The organism is Marinifilum sp. D737, from assembly GCF_026672275.1.
In the GTDB taxonomy this organism is placed as follows: domain Bacteria; phylum Bacteroidota; class Bacteroidia; order Bacteroidales; family Marinifilaceae; genus Marinifilum.
The window spans coordinates 1-15411 of record NZ_JANQCD010000024.1 but is presented as its reverse complement, the minus strand read 5'-3'; the positions used below and the strand labels follow the sequence as shown (position 1 = coordinate 15411).

Genomic DNA, 15411 nt, shown 5'->3' with positions numbered 1-15411 from the left:
GTAAATTTATTTTTATTGAGTATAAATAAATTTTGATTAAAGTAATGATAAAAAAAGCTTCACCTTAGGATGAAGCTTTTTTTATTGAATTGTAATCGTATTAAATATCATTTTCGGAATGTCGCATTCCTGATTTTTTAGGTTTAGCTCTCATAATTCTATATCGCTTACCAAAAAAGTATCTAAAACTTAATTTGGCAATTTGAGTTTCTCTGTATTTAATTTCCTTATTATAGAACTCAGGATCTGAAGTATGAACCTTAAATCTAAAAGTATTGAATATATCATTAGCCGTAAAAGACAAACGTCCTCTTCCTTTTAATACTTTCCTACTCAATCCTAAATCTACATAGTAAAGGTTCTGATACTTTCCTTGTGCAACCAATATTTCCGATTGATAACGGAAGCTTGCCTGAAGTTTAAACCACTTTTTAAAGTTCATAACTGAAGTAACTTTTCCAGTAACCTCCCACATATCACGGGTTCCAAAGTTATATCCTTCTCCTGGTTTTGTTTCTTCATATATACCTGCCACATATCCACTCAAACTCCACCATTTATTTAGCTTGGTTGATCCTTCAAATTCTAGTACAGAGAAAAATTTCGAATCAAAATTACCATATTGAACAATGGATCTATTGGTTTTATCTTCAATGAATCGGTATTGATTAATCAGATTCTTTTGATAATTCACATACAAAGTGGTCTTGTAACTGGCCTTTTCTCTATCGAAAGCCATCGACATTTCAATATTGTGATTGTAGTAGGCTTCAATATCCTGCACTCCCAATCTTTGATTTTCCGGATCACGAAGATTTTGAAAAGGATTTAACATTCCAGAATTAGGTCGATAAATCATCCGGCTATATGCCAATTGCCATTGCTTCTTATCCGAAAACTGATACGACAAGTGAACACTTGGAAAAAGATCTAAATAATCATCCTTAAATTCTTTATTGGTATTGATGTCAGAATATTCAGCACGAAGACCTAATTCGTAGGCAAACTTTCCTTTTGAACCAGAATACATTGCATACAAACCATGGATGTTTTCTTCGTAATTAAAATCATCAGTTAATGAACCAACCTTATAATCTATTTCATTATTTCGATATAGATAACCCGTTTCAAACTTGCCTTTATCCCCTACAGGAAGCACATAATCTACCTGCGCAACAGCCTCTTTTCTTGCGGTTTTATAATAATCCGAAGACAGCTTCGTCACAGCTTCACTAGCAATTATTTCCTCAATGGAAAGATCACGATAACTGTGTTCCCAATAGTTCCCGGAATTATCTGCAGCATTATCAGTATAAGCCAAATCTATCGAAAGAGTTTCTCCTTTCTTTGCAAATTTGTGCATAAAAGATGCATTGTATACCCACGACTGCAAATCCAAATCCACGGCACTAAGTCTATAATCAACGGTTGGCATCGCACTACTAACAACATTTGTACGAGTATAATCGTAGCGCCCATTCCAATTTTGAAGAACATCCTGGTACTTGGTTGAAAAGGTCAATGTATTATTGTCATTAATCAGGTAATCCAAACCCATTTTTCCAATGTGGTATCGATTTCCAAAATCAACATCAGCATTTTCCAATAAAAGAGTATGAACATCTTCTTTCTGGATTTCTCTCTGAACATTGTAATCACGCCCTGCCCAGTCGTCTTTATAATTGTAAGAACCAAAGAAGTTTACTTTTCCGGTACGATAATTACCGTTAAAACCACCTGACTTTTTATCCTTGGTACCTACCGTTGCTGCAACACTACCATTAAAGCCTTTTACTCTGTCTTTTTTCATGATAATATTGATGATTCCTCCTGCTCCTGTGGCATCATATCTGGCAGAAGATGTACTAATTATTTCAACACGATCAACATCATGAGCAGACATACCATTTAAAACTTCCGCCGGATTCATCCCCAAAAGCCCGCTGATTTTACCATCAATCAAAATCTTAACATCAGAACTCCCTCTGAATTGAATTCCTCCTTCAGCATCTACACTTAACCTGGGAAGGGTATTTAAAACTTCATTTATGGTTCCTCCATCGGCAACCGGAGATCTGGAAACATTGTATACCGTTTTACCAAGTTCCACTTTGGAAAATTCTCTATTCCCTTCCACCTTAACTTCAGAAATTGTTTTAGTCTCAAGCTCAAGATTCACAGGATTGGAAAGAATCTTACTCTCTCCATTCTTTATATCAAACTGATTACTATTATAAGTGGTATATCCCATATACTCAACCTTAAAATAATAGGATCCCGCACTTAATTGTTCAAGTAAAAAATCGCCTCTTTTATTTGTAATTGTTCCTTTTACAAGCTTTGAACTGCCAGACGAATAAATAGAAACCGTGGCAAATTCGAGTGGTTTGCTTGATTGTTTTTCAACGATTTTCCCTTTTAAAGAAGAACTCCCATTTTCATCTGATTGGTTATTTGAAAAAGCCACATGAGAAGTGAAAATGCACATTAAAATGATAATGAACGCACTCTTGGCGTAAATAAATTTTAGGTTCATTGTAGTAATTAGATTAGTTAACTGTAGTTGGGCAATACAAATATATATGATTATGTTGAAAATAGAAATACTGTTTCAAAAATATATTGAATATTTATAATAAAAATAAATCCACTTATCCATCATTTAAACCATTTCACTTAAAATTTAGGAAATCACAAATTCTACAACCAATACCAATTCTTACTATTTTTAGTAATTTTTAAGCAAAAAAAATCGTTACTACAATTATGCAATAACGAATTTCTCGATGCCAGTTCAGATTAAATTTCCAATTGCTTCTTTAGAAGTTTGAATCCATTACGGCTAACCTTTAAACTTTCTCCTGATTTTAATACAAGCACCCAATTGTCTTTCTCATATGGTTGCAATTGTGAAATTTGATCTATTTTAACCAAATAGGATCGGTGTATTCTACAAAACTCATTGGGATTTAAGTGCGATTCAAAATATTTCATGGTCTTTTGCTTCAGGTATCGCCCATCAGCAGTATAAATCATTACATAATCATCTTGTGCTTCGAAATATTTAATTTTATCAACCGCAATTACATCAATCTTGTTTCTCGATTTGATTACAACTCTATTGATTAATTCTTCAGATTCATCGTTGTGTGATTTAATTTTTTCAATCTGATCTTGATTGTCATTAGAATTCGCAATTCTCTCTTTTGCTTTATCCAATGCGGTAAGAAATCTATCTTTTGAAAATGGTTTCAACAAGTAGTCAATGGCATTGTGCTCAAATGCTTTTATTGCATATTCGTTGTATGCTGTAGTAAATACGATATTACAAGGTCTATCAAGTAACTCCAGCAATTCGAATCCTGTTAGTTTAGGCATTTGCACATCTAAAAACACCAAATCCGGATGTAAATCATTAATCGCTTTTAATCCCTCAAAACCATTCGAGTACTCTCCTATAACTTCAATATCCTTTTCAGAATCCAAATAGGTAGATACCAAATTTCTGGCCAAGGACTCATCATCTATAATAATTGCTTTTATCATGATTGTATATTTTGTGGGAATTCTAAATGTACGGTAAACTGATTTTCGGTTTTCACAATCTTCATTAAATCGCTTCTTCCATAAATTAAACTTAATCGCTCCTGTATGTTTCTTAATCCAATACCATTGCCTCTTGGAGGAATGGACTCTGGGTCAAAATTATTGCTAATTGTAATTTTTAGTACATGGTTTACCAATTCACAATTGGTATAAATTGTTACTGGCTCCAGACTTTCATGAACACCATACTTAATTGCATTTTCATAAATTGGCTGTAAGATTAAATTTGGGATCTTCAAATTATCACAATCTGAGGTAGAATTGAATTTCAACACCAATCTTTCACCAAACCTCACTTTTTCAATATCTAGATACAGACGAATATTATTCAATTCGTTTGATAAACTATTTAACTCCTTTAAATCTTGTCCTAATGAATACCTTAAGAAAGTAGACAATTTAACAACCATTTCCCGCGATTGCTCCGGACTTGACAATGTAAGCGAACTAACCGAATTTAAGCTATTAAACAGGAAATGAGGATTAATCTGAGATTTTAGAGCATTTAATTCAGCTTCCTTCACCAAGTTTTTAAGTTCTGATTCCTGAATGGTTTTATCCTGAAAGTTTCGGTAATAAATTATCAGATAATAAACCAATATTAGATAATCGTATACACAGAATGCAAAAAACACCTGCCAATGTAATGGTATAAAATAGTTAATTCCATCTGGATCTTCACCAAAAAAGCCAATTCGAATTTGATATGCCGCGGAAACCCAAATCCCAACTACAATCGCTCCTGCAGTTAAATGATGAAGTATAAAACCCAAAATTCCGGATTCATCCATACTAATGTAACGAACTACATACCAAACACATGCTCCTAAAATAAATAGAGGCAACGAGAAGCTAAACGAGTTTACAAAGGAGGAATATAAGTCATTTCCATCAAAATACCACCCAATTAGAAAAAGAAGCAACACGAATAAAATCCACGCACCAATATAGATTGGTATTCCATAAAAATTTCGTAATAAAGGATGCCTCATCTTTACTATTTATACGATTTAATTTCGCAACCTCCCAAAGCAACCAAGCCTTTAATAACCAATTCCTTTTTTGGTTCTACCACATAATTGGCAGTTGGCATTCTTTTATCTGCTACTCCTCCTAAAACTGCCGAAACTTCCACCTTAACATCCCAATCGGAAGGCACAATTAAAACACAGCCTCCAAACATGGCAAAAATATCTATCACATTGGTTCCTTCCGCCAAATCTGCATTCGTTAAATTTATTTCTGATCCTCCGAACAAACAAGTAATTTTACCTCCCTTAAAGTTTTTGGTATTGATCATCTTCTCTCCTCCGCCAAACACATTCAGTTCATCGATATACCCTGTATCATTACTGTCAAATTTTCTACCTTCAGGCATACATTCATTTCTTTTTCTAATGATAAAGATTCCCACAACAATCAGAATTACAGGCCAGAATAATCCCTTCCAGTGGAATCCCCAGTCGAAGATAATTGGCAATAGAAAAACTCCTCCAACTCCCATTAAAATTAATCCAGTCGTTTTATCCTTTTTCCCGGCATAAAAGAGTGCTCCTAATCCAAATAACAATGCTGGCCATGAAAAAATAATATCCTTCATGTAATAAGGAAAGATATCCAGATTTTTCAATACTAACAGGCAACCAAACAAGATTAAAAAAACACCAAATATTATTCTGTTATTTTGTCTGGATTCTTGATCTTTATGATGATGTTTCATGATTTTATATTTTAAACTGTTAATTTATACTTTATTTCTTACATTCTTTTGAGACAGGTTGGAATATATAAGCCACTCCCGCTACAATTAAAGCTATCGGTAAAAACCAAATTTCCCAATCAGCTGGCATAAAAATCATTTCATCCAACAGAAAATAAAACCCAACTGCAATAGCAACAAAACCACCTAAAATTTTCCTCTTGATAACAATTGATAGCAAGCCTACTAAAATTAGTATAGACTCCCAACGATACAGCCAAGTCCAGATAAAATCAGAATGAAAATTTAGTCGCTCAAGCATAACAACTACTCCAACTATTATTAATCCAATGCCAACAAAAAGGCTTTTATTTCTTCTATGTTCATCCATATTGTTTGATTTAGGTTTCACACCAATAATTTTATTGTATCACTAAATTATTACAAATGCCTTTTTAATTTCATGGCAAATCGGTTAACGGAACACCTGAATCGGTAAATGACATTTCAGATAATTTAATTGTGTCTATAAATTTGGCATTATTCCCAACTGTGCATCAATTCATTAATTAAACCAATAAAAGATTCCGCCAAAAGCATGTAAAATTAAGCTTAAGGTTTACTATTTTTACAATTCCTGAAGATGTTTTATTCTTCAAGTCTATTCACGAATTGATCACAATTAGATTATGAACCAACAAGAAGCAAAACTTCGCATTGACGAACTTCGCAATCAATTACATACACACAATCACAATTATTACGTTTTATCTCAACCAAGCATCTCGGATTTCGATTTCGATATGCTATTGAAAGAGTTGATTGAACTGGAAGAAAAATATCCTGAATTTAATGATCCAAATTCACCCACTCAGCGTGTGGGTAGCGATATCAACCTCGAATTCAATCAGGTAGAACACAAATATCCGATGTTATCATTAGGGAATACCTATTCTGAAGATGAAATTCGTGATTTTGAAACCAGAATTAAAAAATTGATTGATGGTGATATTAAATATGTGTGCGAATTAAAATACGATGGTACATCCATTTCCTTAACCTACAAAAATGGAAAATTGGTTCAGGCCGTTACCCGGGGCGATGGAGTTAGAGGTGATGATGTAACTGCAAATGTGAAAACCATTCGATCGGTTCCTTTGCAGTTAAGCGGAAATGATTATCCTGAAGAATTTGAGATTAGAGGCGAAATTTTAATGCCTTTTTCAGTATTTGAAGAACTAAACAAGGAGCGCGAAGAAATTGGAGAAACACCATTTGCCAATCCAAGAAATGCAGCTTCGGGAACACTTAAAATGCAGAATTCTGCCATTGTTGCCAAAAGAAAATTAGATTGTTACCTGTACTATTTATTGGGCGTAAACAATCCTAAAAGAGAGCACTTTGACAATCTGCAGACCGCTAAAAACTGGGGCTTTAAAGTTCCATCTCATACGGCTCTTTGCAACAATATCGATGAAGTAATCGATTTTATTAAGTCATGGGATGAAAAACGTGATAGCTTGCCAGTACCTATCGATGGAATTGTTATCAAAGTAAACTCGATTGACCAACAGGAAGAGTTAGGTTTTACGGCAAAATCGCCACGTTGGGCAATATCATACAAGTACAAGGCTGAAAGAGTATCTACTCAATTGAATCAGGTTACCTACCAGGTGGGTAGAACAGGTTCAATTACACCCGTTGCCAATTTAGAGCCTGTACTTTTGGCGGGAACTACAGTAAAGCGTGCATCACTTCATAATGCCGACATCATTAACAATTTGGATTTACATGAAGGTGATACCGTTTATGTAGAAAAAGGAGGTGAAATTATTCCAAAAATTGTGGGTGTAGATGAAGCCAACAGGATTAATGGAGCTGGTAAAATAGAATTCATCGAAAATTGTCCTGAATGCGACAGCAAACTGGTTCGCAAAGAAGGCGAAGCAAATCACTACTGTCCGAATGACAGAAGTTGTCCGCCTCAAATTAAAAGTAGAATCGAACACTTTATTAGCCGACGAGCGATGAATATCGATGGTCTTGGAGAAGAAACCATTGATCTGCTATTTAAAAAAAACTTAATTCAGGATATTTCTGGTCTATACATCTTAAAGAAACAAGATATTGTTCCTTTGGAACGTATGGGTAATAAATCGGCCGATAGAATTTTAAACAGTGTTCAAGATTCACTGCAAGTTCCTTACGAAAGAGTATTGTATGCATTGGGAATAAGATATGTTGGTGCAACTGTTGCCAAAAAACTGGCCAAAGCCATTCCTTCCATCGACCAATTGGCATCATCAACTGTAGAGGAGTTGGTAGAAGTTGATGAAATCGGGAATAAAATTGCCGAAAGCATTGTTGAATATTTTTCGGATGAATACCATCAGGAATTAATCAGTAAATTGAAATCTTATGGACTTCAGTTGGAAAAAGAAGTTTCTGATTCCGGTGAAGGCAGTAATAAATTAGAAGGCCTATCCATTGTTATCTCCGGCAGTTTTGAAAAGCACTCGCGTGATGAGTTGAAAGAATTAATTGAATTGCATGGTGGTAAAAATGTTGGTTCGATTTCTAAAAAAACAAGCTTTTTACTGGCTGGCGAGAAAATTGGTCCTAGTAAGTTGGCTAAGGTTGAGAAGCTAGGGATTCCAATGATTTCGGAAGATGAATTTTTAGAAAAGATCAATTCCTAAGTTAAAAGTTGCATATGAATTTTACCGCAATTGATTTTGAAACCGCAAATGGCAAAAGAAATTCTGCCTGTTCGCTTGGTTTGGTTAAAGTTGAAAATGGTGTAATTGTTGACAGTCGGGAATGGCTGATCTCACCTCCTGAAATGTATTTTCACCCGATTAATGTGAGCATACATGGCATTACAGAAGATGATGTAGCCAACCAGCCAAGTTTCAATTACATTTGGGATGAAGTGGAGGATTATTTACAAGACAGTATGGTGATTGCTCACAATGCAAGTTTCGATGTTTCTGTGCTGCGTGCCTGCCTGAATACTTATGGAATTCCCAATCCGGATTTTGATTACATGTGTACCGTTCAAATTAGCAAGAATTTGTGGCCAAGCATGCCCAATCATAAGCTCAATACATTGGCACATCTTTTTGATATTCCCTTAAAGCATCACGATGCACTTGAGGACACTATAGCTTGTGCAAAAATTGCAATTAAAGCTTGTAAAAGCATTAGTGCAAAAAACATGAATGATCTTGCAAATGAGATAAAGATAAAGCCTGGCAAAGTTTTTAATGGAGGGTATAGATCTCCTAAAAAATATAAATAGATTACATAAATTAGGCTTAAAAATTTTTCATAACTTGTCAATTCAAATGAGTTTGCCATAAAAAGCCTCTTGACGACAAGTCTGAATTTAAACTATTATTCTGAAAATGAGTTTTATCCAAAATATCAAACAAAAGCTTGCTGATCGCATCATAAATAATAAACTAAGCAAAAATCCCAGAAAAAAGGAGTTCCATAACTTGCAAAGCGCAAAAAACATTGGAATTCTATTCGATACTCTCGATGATAAGAATTACCCAAGAGTGAAAAAATTTTCGGATGATTTAAGCAAAAAAGGATATAAAGTTCAAGCGGTTGGTTGGATAAATGCAAATGAATTGCCTGATTTTGGTGTGGCTCAAAAAATCATTTTCTATACCAATAAAGATGTTAAATGGTCGGGTGAACCCATTTCTGAAGAGTTAATCAACTTTATGAAGCAAAGATTCGACCTGCTGTTTATTTTATCAGATTCGGACCACATTTCATTCAGATACCTGGCAGAATTGTCAGCAGCAGCTTGTAAAGTGGGTTCTGCATCGGATCAAAGTGGTCGTTTGGATTTAATGATTAATCAGGGAAATAATAAATCCATTGATAATTTAATAACAGAAAGCCTTAACTACCTATCACTAATAAAAAAAGACTAAAATGACACTTAATAAATTTGAAGGAACAGGAATTGCCATTATTACCCCATTTCTCGACAATGGTGATGTTGATTTCGATTCTTTACACAAGCTTGTAGATTTTCAGATTACCAATGGGGTAAACTATTTGGTAGTATTGGGAACTACAGGAGAAGCAGCTACCTTATCCAAAGATGAAAAAGCAGCTGTAATCAATTCTGTAATCGAAACCAATGATAATAGAGTACCATTGGTGGTAGGATTTGGAGGCAACAATACAAGAGAAGTTGTTGAGCAAATCAATCAATTCAATTCCTTTGATAAAATCGATGCAATTTTATCAGTTGCGCCTTACTATAACAAACCAAGCCAGGAAGGAATTTACCAGCATTACAAAGAAATTGCTTCAGCAAGCCCGGTACCTGTAATCATTTACAATGTTCCAGGCAGAACAGGTGTTAACATCAATGCCGATACCACCATTCGTATTGCCAATGAATTAAGTAATGTTATTGCGGTAAAAGAGGCTTCTGGTAATATGGAACAGATCATGCAAATCATCAAAGACAAACCTAATCATTTCATGGTGATATCAGGTGATGATGCACTTACCTATCCAATGATTCAATTGGGTGCTTCAGGAGTAATTTCGGTTATTGGAAATGCTTTTCCGAATGAATTTAGCAGCATGGTAACACAAGCATTGGAACGAAAAAGCGAAGCTTTACAAAGCCATTATCATTTTTTCGATATCATTAAAGGTATTTTTGAAGAAGGCAATCCTGCAGGTGTAAAAGCCATCCTTCATCAAAAAGGAATCATACTAAACAACTTAAGGCTTCCTCTTGTTCCGGTAAGTGAATCACTTTACAAAAAATTACATAATTTAAAAAAAGAGATTAATAGTATGGCATAAATATTGCTAACTATAAAGTTTAATAGTTACACTTAAATTGAATTTACAAACAAAAATGATTAGTTATATGAAACACTCATTTCGCCTATTTGTTTTCGCTCTTGCATTGGTAAGCTTTGCTTCATGTTCAAGACAAGTAACAAGAGTTTCTCCAGATCAACAAATTGATTTAAGTGGTCGTTGGAACGATACCGATTCCAAACTGGCTGCCGAAGCTTTAATTGATCAGGTTCTTAATCAAGGTTGGATTTCTGATTATCAAAAAGAGTTCAATAAAAAACCAGTGGTAACCGTTGGTTTAATCATGAACAAAAGCTCTGAGCATATCGATGCTGATACTTATATCAAAGACATTGAAAAAGCAATTTTGAACGACGGCCGTGTGCGCTTGGTTCAGGCTGGTGCCAAAAGAGAAGAATTGAGACAAGAAAGAGCAGATCAACAAGATTTCGCTTCTAAGGAAACCATTAAAAAATGGGGACGCGAATTGGGAGCGGACTTTATCCTTCAGGGAGACATCACCTCAATTATTGATAGTTACAAGAAAGAAAAGGTAAGATATTACCAACTAAATCTTGAATTAACCAATCTTGAAACCAACGAATTGGTTTGGATTGGTGATAAGAAAATCAAGAAATACGTTAATCGATAAAGTTTAATAAGGGAAGATTCGTCTTCCCTTCTCTTCTCTACTTTGGCAATGAACTATATGCTTCCTAAAAACAAGGCCTTTATTTTAATTCTATTTGTTAGCAGTTTATTCTTTTCAGGATGTGCAACTTACTATGCACAAAATGAGGCATTCAATCAGTATTTCCTTAACGGAGATATTGCCAATGCTGAAAAAATGCTTGATCAGGATCCAAAAAACAAAAGAAATAAAAACCGTTCTTTATATCTTTTAAATAAGGGTACCCTTGCCTGGATGCAACAAGATTACCAAAAGGCTACAAATTATTTCAACGAAGCCGACTTATTTATTGAAGACCAGAGAAAAAACATTGCCAATGAAGCCTTGGCACTTCTTACCAATCCGGCAACAAAACCTTACGTTCCCGAAGATTTTGAAAATGTAATGCTGAACTTCTACAAAGCATTAAGCTACCTGGAATTGGGCAATACAGAATCTGCATTAATTGAATGCCGAAGGGTAAACGAAAAACTTTATGCTTTAAATGACAAGTACCCAAGGAACTATAAAAATCGCTATAGCGATGATGCCTTTGCTCACATTTTAATGGGCTTAATCTATGATTCTTCCAAGGATTATAACAATGCATTTATCGCATATCGAAATGCATTTAAGATTTACGAAGAAAATTACACCAAAAACTTTGGAACTCCCGCTCCTCAGCAACTTAAAGAGGACATGCTAAGAACTGCTTCCCTTACCGGTTTAAACCAGGAATATGAATTTTACAAAGAAAAATTTGGCTTCGATTTTATCAAAAGCAATAAAGATGAAGGGGATTTAATTTTTATTTGGCTTACAGGTTTAGGACCGGTAAAAGATGAATGGAGCATTAATTTTAGCGCGCTAAATAGCAGAGATGGATACCTTACCATGGTAAACCAAGGTGAAGATGTTAGTTTTCCTTTCTACATTGGCGATATGGACAGTGACAAGAGAAGTTCATTAAACGATTTGGAATTTGTTAGAGTTGCTTTCCCAAAGTACCGTGAAAGAATGCCAATATTTACCAATGCTTCTATCCTGGTGAACGATACAATCAATTATCAATTGGAAAAAGCAGAGGATATTAATGCCATTGCCTTTAAATCTCTACGCGACAGAATGCTAAGAGAAATGGCGAACTCCTTATTGCGCCTGGCAACTAAAAAAGCTTTGGAAAATTATGCCCGAAGCAAAGATGATACTTTAGGAATGTTTGTTGGCCTGTTAAATGCTGTTACCGAGAAAGCCGATACCAGAAACTGGCAAACTTTGCCTCACAGCATACATTACAAAAGAATCAGATTGAAAGAAGGTGAGAACAACCTAAACCTACAAGTTAGCTCTCCAAATGGTTCTATGAGTAATCAGAACATTCAGGTAATTATAAAAGCGGGAAAAACCAGCTTCTATACTTTCCACAATATGGAATCAAACTAACAAGTGTAGTTTCATTAAAATAAGTTTGAAAAAGAAATGCTTTGATTTTGAATAAATTCAAACTGCGACAATATTTTTAATCAAGCTCTGGTTAAAACCTTCGACCTATTCAAGCTAATACAGACCCATTCCTTATCGAATTCTGTTTTGATTTCGGCATTTACCGTTAAATCTTCATTAAAGAATTTTTGACAGCCCATAAACAATCCGATAGCCAAATCAATAAGATCGTATTTCGACTGGTAACTTACCGCAAATGTATTTTGACTGATTCTTTCAGCCTTAAAACCTGGTATGCCTTTGTGAGGAAAATCAGCTTGAAGTTTTACATGAATAAAATAGTCGATCTGCTCTAAGAATTCGAAAATATCTGAATTGCCTGCAAAATGTGGACGGTAGATAATAATCAAGCGACTAAAAAGATACTCGCCGTAGATTTTGGTCAAATCTGATGGAGCAATTCGAACTTCATCCGCCAGTCGATTGATTAGCTCGTGAAATTGTGTATAAGGATAATCCATATTGGCATTGAACACACCATGATCTCCTGCTTCCAAAAATGGAATGATTTTGTCTACCGCCTGAGAGCCATACTCTCTTTCTGCCATTTCCAGCAATTCAGTAAAAAATATCCCTTTCATTCAATCCTGTTTTTATTACCTATAACGAGAGTAAATATTTTTTATTATCCAAAGTATTAAAGTGGGGTTTTGTTTTGTTCCTTGTTGCGCATTTCTTCCAATAGCTTTTGCATGGCCAGGTACTTTTGCTCATAATCCCATCTTCCCTTATCCTTTTGATGTGCTGCCTCATAAAACTTGAATGCCTGTTTGGGTTTATCCGTGGATTCATAAATTTCACCAGCATAAAAGTATGGCTCTGCCCTTTCAGGATAATTAACCGATGTGTAGGTCAAAAATTTTATGGCTTCATCATATCTTGCTTCTTGCTTTAATTGCAAACAAACACTTTCCAACAAAGAGTATGGCAATTTTTCCTTTCTACCATAATTCAGCATGATATCTCGTAAAAAACCATTTGCACTTCCTACTCCACCTTCTGCCAAATCTTCAACGCTAGGGTATTTGTAATCCTTAAAGATTACTTCCATTCCACTCATTAAACTTTTTCGATACAAGCTATAATGATCTTCATCGGGCATCCATTCATATTTCCACTTTAAATCTACAGGAGCTTTCTCTTCCAATAATTTGGCAAGCTCTTTACAAGCCTCCAGCATGTTCTTGGCCTCTTTGGCAAAACTCATAAACAAATGCTTGCGTACACTGGATTTTTTTGTCAAAAACAGGTCCATATCATGAAGCATGGCGGTATCGTTCCACCATAAAATTGGACTAAAAGCCATGTAACGATCAAACAATTCGGGACGTGAAAGGAATGCATGCATTACAAACAATCCACTATAGTTATGCCCCATTACCAAACGACGAGAGCTGCCTCGGTATTCCTTCGCTACAAATGGAAAGATATCCGTTTCCAGAACTTGTAAAAAGGTATCGGCTCCACCTCTGCTTGGAAATATGGTTTTATTCAAAACCGAATCAACAGGTGTCATATCTCTAAATCGATCGGTATTGGGAATACCAACAACAACATGCGGTGGAATAAAATGATTGTCCATCAGAAAACTTAGCACCTCAACTCCTGTAGCAAAGTTAGACTCTGCATCCAGTAAATAAATAACCGGGTAACTGAAATAAGTATCTTTGAATTCATTTGGCAATAGAATTCTCAAATCTCTTTTTTCCTTTAAAATTGTAGAATAAACATTGGCATTAATAAGGTTTTTGGGATTAACCTTTGCAAATAAACTACTCACACAAAAAATCAATAATAATGCAGCAAAAATACTTCGCTTCATACAAGTAGGGTTTAAGTGAATTTAACCTTATTAAAATACAATTATTTACAATATGAAAAAAGCATTCCTTTATTAACTAATTATTTAAGATGATTAATGCAGAGATATTATCAAGAAAAAACCGAATTCAGTTCGAATCCGGTTTCAATTCCTAACCAATCTACCTACTGCAGATACAAGTCTAAGGTCAACTCAAAATCATCATATATGGTTTTGTCTCCCAAATTATCGAAAAAACTACCCGATCCATATCGTACATTAAACTTACTTCGGTCAATCACAATTTTCCCACTTACATGCAAATTATTGCCATGCTGATGCATATTTACCTTAAAGCTAATTGGCTTGGTAATGTCTTTAATGGTGATATTGCCATGTACTTCATAGTTCCCTTCACCTAAATTCCTGGCCTTAAGCATTTCAAATTTTGCTTCAGGATATTTCTCTACACCAAAGAAATCATCCGATTTTAAGTGTCCTTCCAGTTTGGCTCTGTACCCGTCGTCCTTGATATCCGTACACACAATTGTACCCATGTCAACTACAAAGCTTCCTTTTTCAAGCTTGTCTCCATTTAGCATCAAACTTCCTTCCGATACTTTTATGGTGCCAGAGTGTTCACCAGTTACTTTTTTACCCAACCACTCAACTTTGCTCTTTTCGCTATTTAATTTCTTGTTTCCACCATCTGCACTAGCGCTAAGTGTAAAAACAAAGGCCAATACCACAAGGAATGCTGTTTTTCTTAAAATGGTTCGTTTCATATTTCCGTTTTTTAATAATTAAGATTTTTGAATCGATTTGAATGAGAGATTCACAGTATGGAATACAATCTCGATACACTATTTGTTTTCATCTGGTCATAATTTTCTTTCTTTTGCCAGATGGAAGCCGCAAGATTAAAATAATTATTGTCCTTTTTTTTTAATAATTATTTAAATCAAGCTCGTTTTATTCCAAATAAATTTAAGGAAATATTCCTTAGCAATGGTTATGAATTCTTGTTAATGCCATGTTAAAAATGAAGCTGAACAAAGAATATCCTGTGAAACCCAAAAAAAATTTATTTTGTAAGTTTCTACTTACAAACCGCTTAGAATATTTCTGACAAAAACTTTCAAAAAAAAGAGAAAAAAGGCTTGCATAAACCAAGCTAAAACCCCTATATTTGCAGCGCCTTTAAGGAAAACGGACGCGTAGCATAACTGGATAGTGCACCACATTACGGCTGTGGAGGTTGGGGGTTCGACTCCCTCCGTGTTCACT

The 15411-nt window shown here is 34.9% G+C and carries 14 protein-coding genes and 1 tRNA gene; 7 read left to right on the top strand and 8 right to left on the bottom strand.

Translation table 11 applies throughout. From position 1 onward, the window contains the following. Positions 1-100: 100 nt before the first annotated feature. From NQ163_RS14220 to NQ163_RS14200, 5 genes are all read right to left on the bottom strand, one after another. Positions 101-2536 (bottom strand): outer membrane beta-barrel protein, encoded by a 2436-nt coding sequence (locus tag NQ163_RS14220; RefSeq protein WP_268190977.1) that lies wholly within the window; start codon positions 2534-2536, stop codon positions 101-103. A 263-nt stretch (positions 2537-2799) separates the two neighbouring features. Beyond that, entirely contained in the window at positions 2800-3546 is a 747-nt protein-coding gene (locus tag NQ163_RS14215) for a LytR/AlgR family response regulator transcription factor (protein ID WP_268190976.1), read from the bottom strand. Next, positions 3543-4598 carry a sensor histidine kinase gene (locus tag NQ163_RS14210; RefSeq protein WP_268190975.1) on the bottom strand — a complete coding sequence of 352 codons (1056 nt, stop codon included), beginning with the start codon at positions 4596-4598 and terminating at the stop codon, positions 3543-3545. Before NQ163_RS14210 ends, NQ163_RS14215 begins: the two co-directional genes overlap by 4 nt. A 5-nt stretch (positions 4599-4603) precedes the next feature. Continuing rightward, entirely contained in the window at positions 4604-5326 is a 723-nt protein-coding gene (locus NQ163_RS14205) for a LiaF transmembrane domain-containing protein (protein WP_268190974.1), read from the bottom strand. Positions 5327-5357: 31 nt separating this feature from the next. Further along, the gene (locus NQ163_RS14200; protein ID WP_268190973.1) at positions 5358-5696 is read right to left on the bottom strand and encodes a LiaF transmembrane domain-containing protein; all 339 of its coding nucleotides are present in this window, start codon (positions 5694-5696) and stop codon (positions 5358-5360) included. Between the two features lie 298 nt (positions 5697-5994). Here NQ163_RS14200 and ligA point away from each other — a divergent pair, with 298 nt between their 5' ends. From ligA to NQ163_RS14170, 6 genes are all read left to right on the top strand, one after another. Further along, positions 5995-8004: an NAD-dependent DNA ligase LigA gene (gene ligA, locus NQ163_RS14195; RefSeq protein ID WP_268190972.1), complete on the top strand. Its 2010-nt coding sequence runs from the start codon at positions 5995-5997 to the stop codon at positions 8002-8004. 14 nt (positions 8005-8018) lie between these two features. Then, positions 8019-8606 (top strand): 3'-5' exonuclease, encoded by a 588-nt coding sequence (locus tag NQ163_RS14190; protein WP_268190971.1) that lies wholly within the window; start codon positions 8019-8021, stop codon positions 8604-8606. 106 nt (positions 8607-8712) lie between these two features. After that, complete coding sequence (locus NQ163_RS14185) at positions 8713-9255, top strand: DUF6913 domain-containing protein (RefSeq protein ID WP_268190970.1); 543 nt, start codon at positions 8713-8715, stop codon at positions 9253-9255. A 1-nt stretch (position 9256) separates the two neighbouring features. Beyond that, positions 9257-10150, top strand: coding sequence for a 4-hydroxy-tetrahydrodipicolinate synthase (gene dapA / locus NQ163_RS14180; protein ID WP_268190969.1), 894 nt, complete (start codon positions 9257-9259; stop codon positions 10148-10150). A 67-nt stretch (positions 10151-10217) separates the two neighbouring features. Then, positions 10218-10802 (top strand): penicillin-binding protein activator LpoB, encoded by a 585-nt coding sequence (lpoB, locus tag NQ163_RS14175; protein WP_268190968.1) that lies wholly within the window; start codon positions 10218-10220, stop codon positions 10800-10802. Positions 10803-10850: 48 nt separating this feature from the next. Continuing rightward, on the top strand, positions 10851-12263 hold the full coding sequence (locus tag NQ163_RS14170; RefSeq protein ID WP_268190967.1) for a COG3014 family protein: 1413 nt from the start codon (positions 10851-10853) through the stop codon (positions 12261-12263). Between the two features lie 80 nt (positions 12264-12343). Here NQ163_RS14170 and NQ163_RS14165 read toward each other — a convergent pair whose 3' ends face one another. The 3 genes from NQ163_RS14165 to NQ163_RS14155 all read right to left on the bottom strand — a co-directional run bounded on the left by NQ163_RS14165 (position 12344) and on the right by NQ163_RS14155 (position 14909). Continuing rightward, positions 12344-12904, bottom strand: coding sequence for a heme NO-binding domain-containing protein (locus NQ163_RS14165; protein ID WP_268190966.1), 561 nt, complete (start codon positions 12902-12904; stop codon positions 12344-12346). A 56-nt stretch (positions 12905-12960) separates the two neighbouring features. Then, positions 12961-14145, bottom strand: a complete 1185-nt coding sequence (locus NQ163_RS14160) for an alpha/beta hydrolase-fold protein (protein WP_268190965.1) — start codon at positions 14143-14145, stop codon at positions 12961-12963. Positions 14146-14309: 164 nt separating this feature from the next. Then, on the bottom strand, positions 14310-14909 hold the full coding sequence (locus NQ163_RS14155; protein ID WP_268190964.1) for a YceI family protein: 600 nt from the start codon (positions 14907-14909) through the stop codon (positions 14310-14312). 426 nt (positions 14910-15335) lie between these two features. On the opposite strand from NQ163_RS14155, the gene NQ163_RS14150 reads away from it, so the two are divergent. Beyond that, positions 15336-15409 (top strand) — tRNA-Arg (locus tag NQ163_RS14150). Positions 15410-15411: the final 2 nt, after the last annotated feature.